Raw genomic sequence first — 7,743 nt, 5'->3', positions numbered from 1 at the left:
CCGGCGGCCCCGGCGGCCCCCGCCGCTCCCGCTCCGGGCGCCCCGGCACCGCAGCCCGCCCCGGCGCCGCACCAGTGACCGACGTCGAGACATCCGAGCGGCCGGCAGGGGTGGCGGTCAGCCGCCCCGCCGCCGTCTGGATTCTGCTCGCCGGCGTCATCGGCGAGCTCGCCGCGTTCGTGTTGGCCGTCGAGAAGATCCGCCAGCTGCAGAACCCGTCGTACGTCCCGTCCTGCAGCATCAACCCGGTGCTGTCGTGCGGGTCGGTGATGCTGACAAAACAGGCCTCACTGTTCGGATTTCCGAACCCGCTCTTGGGCATCGCCGCCTTCAGTGTGGTGATCGTGACGGGTGTGCTGGCAGTGGCCGGAGTTCGGCTGCCGCGGTGGTACTGGGCCGGCCTGGCCGGTGGCACGCTGCTGGGCGCGGTGTTCGTGCACTGGCTGATCTACCAGAGCCTGTACGAGATCGGCGCCCTGTGCCCGTACTGCATGGTGGTCTGGGTGATCACCATGGCCCTGCTGATCGTGGTGTCGTCAATTGCCTTGCGGCCCTTGGCCGGCGGCAGCAAAGTGGCGTACGCCCTGTACCAGTGGCGATGGCCGTTGTACGCGGTGTGGATCACCGCGATCGCGTTGCTGATCCTTGATCGATTCTGGAGTTATTGGTCCACCCTTATCTAGCGCGCCGGCTAGCAGTACCCGCTAGGGTCACTGGGTGATTTCCAAACTCCTGGTGGCCAATCGCGGCGAGATCGCGATCCGGGCCTTTCGTGCGGCCAACGAACTCGGTATCGCCACCGTGGCGGTGTACCCGTTCGAGGATCGCAATTCGCTGCATCGGCTCAAGGCTGACGAGTCGTATCAGATCGGCGAGAAGGGCCATCCGGTCCGGGCGTACCTGAATATCGACGACATCGTCGCCACTGCCGTCGCGTGCGGCGCCGATGCGATCTACCCGGGCTATGGCTTCCTGTCGGAGAACCCCGAACTGGCGGCGGCGTGTGCCGCTGCGGGCATCACATTCGTCGGACCCAGCTCCGCCATTCTGGAACTGACCGGCAACAAGGCACGGGCCATCGAGTCGGCACGCGCCGCGGGGCTGCCCGTGCTGGCCTCGTCGGAGCCGTCGTCGTCGGTCCAGGATCTGCTGGCGGCAGCTGAGCAGATGCACTTCCCAATTTTCGTCAAGGCTGTCGCCGGTGGTGGTGGTCGCGGTATGCGCCGCGTCGCCGACCCGGCCGACCTGCGTGAGGCCATCGAAGCCGCGTCCCGCGAAGCCGATTCGGCGTTCGGTGACCCGACGGTGTTCCTGGAGCAGGCCGTCGTCAACCCGCGGCACATCGAGGTGCAGATCCTTGCCGACACCCACGGCAACGTCATGCACCTGTTCGAGCGCGACTGCAGCGTCCAGCGCCGGCACCAGAAGGTCATCGAGCTGGCCCCCGCGCCGAACCTGGATCCCGCACTGCGGGAACGCATGTGCAACGACGCCGTGGCCTTCGCCCGGCAGATCGGCTACACGTGCGCCGGCACCGTCGAGTTCCTCGTCGATGAGCGCGGCCAGCATGTGTTCATCGAGATGAACCCGCGCATCCAGGTGGAGCACACGGTGACCGAGGAGATCACCGCTGTCGACCTGGTCGCCTCGCAGTTGTGTATCGCCTCCGGCTGGTCGCTCGAGCAGTTGGGACTGAGCCAGGAGACCATGCAGGCGCGCGGCGCGGCGCTGCAGTGCCGCATCACCACCGAGGACCCGGCCAACGGTTTCCGTCCGGACACCGGCCGGATCACCGCCTACCGCACCCCGGGTGGCGCCGGCATCCGGCTCGACGGCGGCACCAACCTGGGTGCCGAGGTATCGGCGCACTTCGACTCCATGCTGGTCAAATTGACTTGTCGTGGAAGGGATTTGACGACTGCGGTGGCTCGCGCCAAGCGTGCCCTGGCCGAGTTCCGGATCCGCGGCGTCTCGACGAACATCCCGTTCCTGCAGGCGGTGCTGGACGACCCCGACTTCGTCGCCGGCAAGGTGACCACGTCGTTCATCGACGAGCGTCCGCAGCTGCTGACCGCGCGCAGCAGTGCCGACCGCGGCACCAAGATCCTCAACTACCTGGCCGACGTGACGGTCAACCAGCCGCACGGGCCGCGTCCGTCGGCGGTGTACCCGCGCGACAAGCTGCCCGCCGTCGACCTGAAGGCAGCGCCGCCGGCCGGGTCGAAGCAGCGGCTGGTCGAGCTGGGACCGGAAGGCTTCGCGCGCTGGCTGCGTGACACCCCGGCCGTCGGGGTCACCGACACCACCTTCCGCGACGCACACCAGTCGCTGCTGGCCACCCGCGTGCGGTCCACCGGCCTTTTGGAGATCGCCCCGTACATCGCCCGGTCGACCCCGCAGCTGCTCTCGGTGGAGTGCTGGGGCGGCGCCACTTACGATGTGGGCCTTCGCTTTTTGAAGGAAGACCCGTGGGAGCGCCTGGCCGCACTGCGCGAGGCGCTGCCCAACATCTGTCTGCAGATGCTGTTGCGCGGCCGCAACACCGTCGGCTACACGCCGTACCCGGAACTGGTGACGACAGCGTTCGTCGAAGAAGCCACGGCGACCGGTATCGACATCTTCCGTATCTTCGACGCGCTGAACAATGTGTCCTCGATGCGCCCCGCGATCCAGGCAGTGCGCGAAACCGGTTCTGCGGTAGCTGAAGTCGCGATGTCCTACACCGGCGACCTGACCAACCCGGGCGAGAAGATCTACACGTTGGACTACTGGCTCAAGCTCGCCGACGAGATCGTCGACGCCGGCGCGCACGTGCTGGCCATCAAGGACATGGCCGGCCTGCTCCGGCCGCCGGCGGCGGCAAAGCTGGTGTCGGCGTTGAAGTCTCGCTTCGATCTGCCGGTGCACGTGCACACCCACGACACCCCGGGTGGGCAGCTGGCGACCTACATGGCCGCCTGGTACGCCGGCGCAGACGCGGTCGACGGCGCCTCGGCGCCGATGGCCGGCACCACCAGCCAGCCCGCGCTCTCGTCCATCGTCGCGGCGGCGGCACACACCCAGTACGACACCGGGCTGTCGCTGGAGGCGGTCTGCGACCTGGAGCCGTACTGGGAGGCGCTGCGCCGCGTGTACGCGCCGTTCGAGTCCGGCCTGCCGTCGCCGACCGGCCGCGTCTACACCCACGAAATCCCGGGTGGCCAGCTCAGCAACCTGCGCACCCAGGCGATCGCGCTGGGCCTGGGCGACCGGTTCGAGGAGATCGAGGACGCCTACGCCGGTGCCGACCGCGTCCTGGGGCGCCTGGTGAAGGTGACGCCGTCCAGCAAGGTGGTCGGTGACCTGGCCCTATCGCTGGTGGGCGCCCACGTCACCGCCGACGACTTCGCGGCCGACCCGGCCCGCTACGACATCCCGGACAGCGTCATCGGATTCTTCCGCGGCGAGCTGGGTGACCCGCCCGGGGGCTGGCCGGAGCCGTTGCGCACCAAGGCATTGGAGGGCCGTGGCCCGGCCCGGCCGGAGCAGCAGTTGACCGAGGAGGACGAGGCCCAGCTGGCGCAGCCCGGTGTGGTGCGCCAGGGTGCGCTGAACCGGCTGCTGTTCCCGGGCCCGACGAAGGAGTTCCTGGCCCACCGCGAGGAGTACGGCGACACGTCGCGGCTCAGCGCCAACCAGTTCTTCTACGGTCTGCGCCGCGGCGAAGAGCACCGGGTGCACCTGGAGAAGGGTGTCGAGCTGCTGATCGGGCTGGAAGCGATCTCCGAGCCCGACGAACGCGGCATGCGTACCGTGCTGTGCCTGATCAACGGGCAGTTGCGCCCGGTGCTGGTGCGCGACCGCGCCATCGCCGCGGACGTGCCGGCCGCCGAGAAGGCTGATCGCAACAACCCGGACCATGTTGCTGCCCCGTTCGCGGGCGTGGTCACCGTCGGCGTCGCCGTCGGTGACGAGGTCGACGCGGGCCAGACCATCGCGACCATCGAGGCCATGAAGATGGAGGCGGCGATCACCGCGCCCAAGGCCGGTACCGTCGCGCGGATCGCCGTCACACCCACCGCGGGTGTGGAAGGTGGCGATCTGCTCGTGGTGATCAGCTGACCCGGATCATTGGCGGCCGCCACGGCGGCCGCCGGATCTCGGTGCCCGCCAAAGGGACTCGGCCGACCACCGATCGAGTGCGCGAATCGCTGTTCAACGTGCTGGAAGCGCGGCTGGACTTCGACGGGGCGCGGGTGCTCGACCTGTACGCCGGATCGGGTGCGCTCGGGCTGGAGGCGCTGTCTCGCGGTGCGGCGTCGGCCCTGTTCGTCGAGGCCGATCGGCGCGCCGCGGCGGTGATCTCACGGAACATCGCCGAGCTCGGGGTCGACGGTGCCACGGTGCGGTGCGGCACGGCGTCCAGCGTGGCGGGGACGTCGGCGCCCCGGCCGGTGGACCTGGTGTTCGCGGACCCGCCCTACGACGTGCCGGCCACTGACGTGGAAGCCATTGTCGGGCAGCTCGTTTCGGGCGGGTGGTTGGCCGACGGTGCGATCGCGGTGATAGAGCGTCCGACGTCCGGCCCCGCGCTGGTCTGGCCCGACGGCTGGACCGTGCTGCGGGAGCGGCGGTACGGCGACACTCGGCTGGAAATGGCGGAGTGGGCCGGTTGAACGGACTCCGCTGACCTGTCGGGTCTGAACCGGCCGCGCCTTGTACCGTCTTTGGCTATGAGTGGTGCGGTGTGCCCGGGATCCTTCGATCCGATAACCCTTGGTCACCTCGACGTCTTCGAGCGGGCGGCGGCCCAGTTCGACGAGGTCGTGGTGGCGGTGCTGGTGAACCCCAGCAAGAAGGGGATGTTCACCGCCGAGGAGCGCATCGCGATGATCACCGAGGCGACGTCGCACCTGCCGAACCTACGGGTCGAGGCCGGGTCCGGTCTCGTCGTCGACTTCGCCCGGTCCCGTGGGCTGACGGCCATCGTCAAGGGCCTGCGCACCGGCACCGACTTCGAGTACGAGCTGCAGATGGCGCAGATGAACCGGCACGTCGCCGGCGTCGACACCTTCTTCGTGGCGACCAAGCCGCAGTTCTCGTTCGTGTCGTCGTCGTTGGCCAAGGAGGTGGCGGCCCTCGGCGGTGACGTCACCGACCTGCTCCCGGCGGTGGTGAACAAGAGGCTGCAGGCAAAGCTCGCCGGATAGTTCCGCGCGACACACCGACCGGCAAAGCGGAGTCACACGAGTAACAACAGGCACACTGGTAACAACAACTACGCCTGGAGGGTGTTGCCGTGTACCGAGTATTTGAGGCGCTGGACGAGCTCGGCGCGATCGTGGAAGAGGCACGCGGAGTGCCGATGACCGCAGGCTGCATGGTGCCGCGGGGTGATGTCCTGGAACTTCTCGACGACATCAAGGACGCGATTCCAGGCGAACTGGACGATGCCCAGGACGTCTTGGACGCCCGCGACGGGATGCTGCGCGAGGCCAAGCAGCACGCCGACTCGATGGTGTCGTCGGCCACGGCCGAGGCGGATTCGCTGGTCAACCACGCCCGTTCCGAGGCGGACCGGCTGCTGGCGGATGCCAAGGCGCAGGCCGATCGCATGGTCGCCGAGGCGCGTGCGCACAGCGAGCGCATGGTCGGTGAGGCGCGCGAAGAGGCCAACCGGATCGCCAGCACCGCCAAGCGTGAGTACGAGGCCAGCACCAACCGGGCCAAGGCCGAGGTCGACCGGCTCCTGGAAAGCGGCAACATCTCCTACGAGAAGGCCGTGCAGGAGGGCATCAAGGAGCAGCAGCGCCTGGTGTCGGAGACCGAGGTGGTCCAGACCGCCCACGCCGAGGCCACCCGCATGGTCGATTCCGCGCACGCCGAGGCCGACCGCCTGCGGGGCGAATGCGACATCTACGTCGACAACAAGCTCGCCGAGTTCGAGGAGCACCTCCAGGGCACCCTGCGTTCGGTCAGCCGGGGCCGGCACCAGCTGCGTACCGCGGCCGGCACCCACGACTACGCCCAGCGCTGAACCGGCTTGCCGGAAGGGCGTCCGGTCGGTGACCGGCGTCGACGTAGGATTGACGAATGTCTCGTCCCGGTCCGCTGATCATTGACATTGCGCGATTGGGCCGTCGGCCCGGGTCGATGATCACGCATGTCGAAACTGTGCCCAGCCCCGCGCGCATCGGCCTGGATCTGATGGCGATCGCGCCCGGTGCGCCGATCGACCTCGACCTGCTACTGCAGTCGGTGTCCGAAGGTGTGCTGGTGACGGGGTCGGTGTCCGCGCCGACCACCGGCGAGTGCTCGCGGTGCCTCAACCCGTTGACCGGGGACGTCACCGTCGACCTCACCGAGCTGTTCGCGTATCCCGACAGCACGACCGAGGCCACCACCGAGGATGACGAGGTCGGCCACGTCATCGACGACACCGTCGACCTCGAGCAGTCGATCATCGACGAGGTCGGGCTGACGTTGCCGTTCGCGCCGCTGTGCACCCCGGACTGTCCGGGCCTGTGCCCGGACTGTGGGGTGCGCCTGCTCGATGCCGAGCCGGATCATCATCACGACAAGGTCGATCCGCGGTGGGCGAAGTTGTCGGCGATGCTGTCGGACAACCCGGGGGCCGACGGCATCGCGCCGGAGGAACATACGTGACGGTAGATCGTGCGCCGCTCCTGGCAGCGCTGGGCGTGCCATTGCCCGACGATCTGCTGACTGTGGCCCTGACCCATCGCAGCTACGCGTACGAAGCCGGCGGTCTGCCGACCAACGAACGGCTGGAGTTCCTGGGCGACGCCGTGCTCGGGTTGGTGATCACCGCCGAGATCTTCCGGCGCTACCCGGACCGCAGCGAAGGCGAGTTGGCCAAGCTCAAATCGGCGGTCGTCAACACTCAGGCGTTGGCGGAGATCGCGCGCAGTCTGCCGCCAGACGGGCTGGGCAGCTACCTGCTGCTGGGGCGCGGCGAGATGGCCAGTGGCGGCGCGCAGAAGGCCAACCTGCTGGCCGACGGACTCGAATCACTGCTGGGTGCAACGTATGTCGCGCACGGGCACGAGGTGGCCCAAACCGTGGTGATGGGACTGTTCAGCGCCGCGCTCGATACCGCGGCCAGCCTGGGCGCGGGTCTGGACTGGAAAACCAGTCTGCAGGAACTGTCCGCGGCCCGCCGGATCGGTGTCCCGTCGTACCTGGTGACGTCCACCGGCCCGGAACACGACAAAGAGTTCACCGCCCGCGCGGTGGTCAACGGCGTCGACTACGGCGAAGGCGTTGGGCGCACCAAGAAGGAAGCCGAACAGCATGCTGCTGCGGCGGCGTACCAGGCGCTGGAGGCCAGTCCCGCAGTCGACCCTGACGCTGACGCCGTCAGCAATGCCTGAGCTCCCCGAAGTCGAGGTCGTCCGCCGCGGCCTCGAATCGCATGTGGTGGCAAAGGGTTTCACCACCGTGCGGGTGCTGCATCCGCGCGCGGTGCGGCGACACGACAACGGTCCCGCGGACCTGGCCGGCCGGTTGGCCGGTCGCCGGATCACGGGCACGGGCCGCCGCGGAAAGTACCTGTGGCTGACCCTCGACGGTGACGAGGCGCTGGTGGTGCACCTGGGCATGAGCGGCCAGATGCTGATCGGGCCACCCGCTCGGCCGTCGCACCTGCGCATCGCGGCAGTGCTCGATGACGGCACCGAACTGAGTTTCGTCGACCAACGGACTTTCGGCGGTTGGCAGGTCTGCGACCTGGTCGAGGTGGAC

At 68.6% G+C, this 7,743-nt stretch carries 8 protein-coding genes; all 8 read left to right on the top strand.

What is annotated here, in order from left to right; all coding sequences use genetic code 11:
* Nucleotides 1-74 precede the first annotated feature (74 nt).
* On the top strand, nt 75-683 hold the full coding sequence (locus TL10_RS29010) for a vitamin K epoxide reductase family protein (RefSeq protein ID WP_043988386.1): 609 nt from the start codon (nt 75-77) through the stop codon (nt 681-683).
* A gap of 34 nt (nt 684-717) precedes the next feature.
* Nucleotides 718-4,101 (top strand): pyruvate carboxylase, encoded by a 3,384-nt coding sequence (locus TL10_RS29005; protein WP_043988384.1) that lies wholly within the window; start codon nt 718-720, stop codon nt 4,099-4,101.
* A complete protein-coding gene (rsmD, locus tag TL10_RS29000; RefSeq protein ID WP_081936604.1) occupies nt 4,098-4,655 on the top strand; it encodes a 16S rRNA (guanine(966)-N(2))-methyltransferase RsmD in 558 nt (185 codons plus the stop codon). Before TL10_RS29005 ends, rsmD begins: the two co-directional genes overlap by 4 nt.
* 57 nt (nt 4,656-4,712) lie before the next feature.
* The gene (gene coaD / locus TL10_RS28995; protein ID WP_043393382.1) at nt 4,713-5,189 is read left to right on the top strand and encodes a pantetheine-phosphate adenylyltransferase; all 477 of its coding nucleotides are present in this window, start codon (nt 4,713-4,715) and stop codon (nt 5,187-5,189) included.
* Between the two features lie 89 nt (nt 5,190-5,278).
* Nucleotides 5,279-6,016: a cell division protein SepIVA gene (gene sepIVA / locus TL10_RS28990; protein ID WP_043393386.1), complete on the top strand. Its 738-nt coding sequence runs from the start codon at nt 5,279-5,281 to the stop codon at nt 6,014-6,016.
* A 56-nt stretch (nt 6,017-6,072) separates the two neighbouring features.
* Complete coding sequence (locus TL10_RS28985) at nt 6,073-6,645, top strand: YceD family protein (RefSeq protein ID WP_043393389.1); 573 nt, start codon at nt 6,073-6,075, stop codon at nt 6,643-6,645.
* A complete protein-coding gene (gene rnc / locus TL10_RS28980; RefSeq protein ID WP_043393392.1) occupies nt 6,642-7,373 on the top strand; it encodes a ribonuclease III in 732 nt (243 codons plus the stop codon). Before TL10_RS28985 ends, rnc begins: the two co-directional genes overlap by 4 nt.
* Nucleotides 7,366-7,743 (top strand): DNA-formamidopyrimidine glycosylase family protein (locus TL10_RS28975; protein WP_043988382.1); only part of this gene is annotated, 378 nt, incomplete at its 3' end. The genes rnc and TL10_RS28975, both read left to right, overlap by 8 nt.

It is taken from the genome of Mycolicibacterium llatzerense (assembly GCF_000878195.1).
Lineage (GTDB): Bacteria > Actinomycetota > Actinomycetes > Mycobacteriales > Mycobacteriaceae > Mycobacterium > Mycobacterium llatzerense.
The sequence above is the reverse complement of the archived record's forward strand: the minus strand, read 5'-3'. Positions and strand labels throughout refer to the sequence as shown.

Excerpts from the sequence above, each read along its gene's own strand:
- coaD (WP_043393382.1), top strand. The coding sequence starts at position 4,713 with ATGAGTGGTGCGGTGTGCCCGGGATCCTTCGATCCGATAACCCTTGGT.
- TL10_RS28985 (WP_043393389.1), top strand. The coding sequence starts at position 6,073 with ATGTCTCGTCCCGGTCCGCTGATCATTGACATTGCGCGATTGGGCCGT.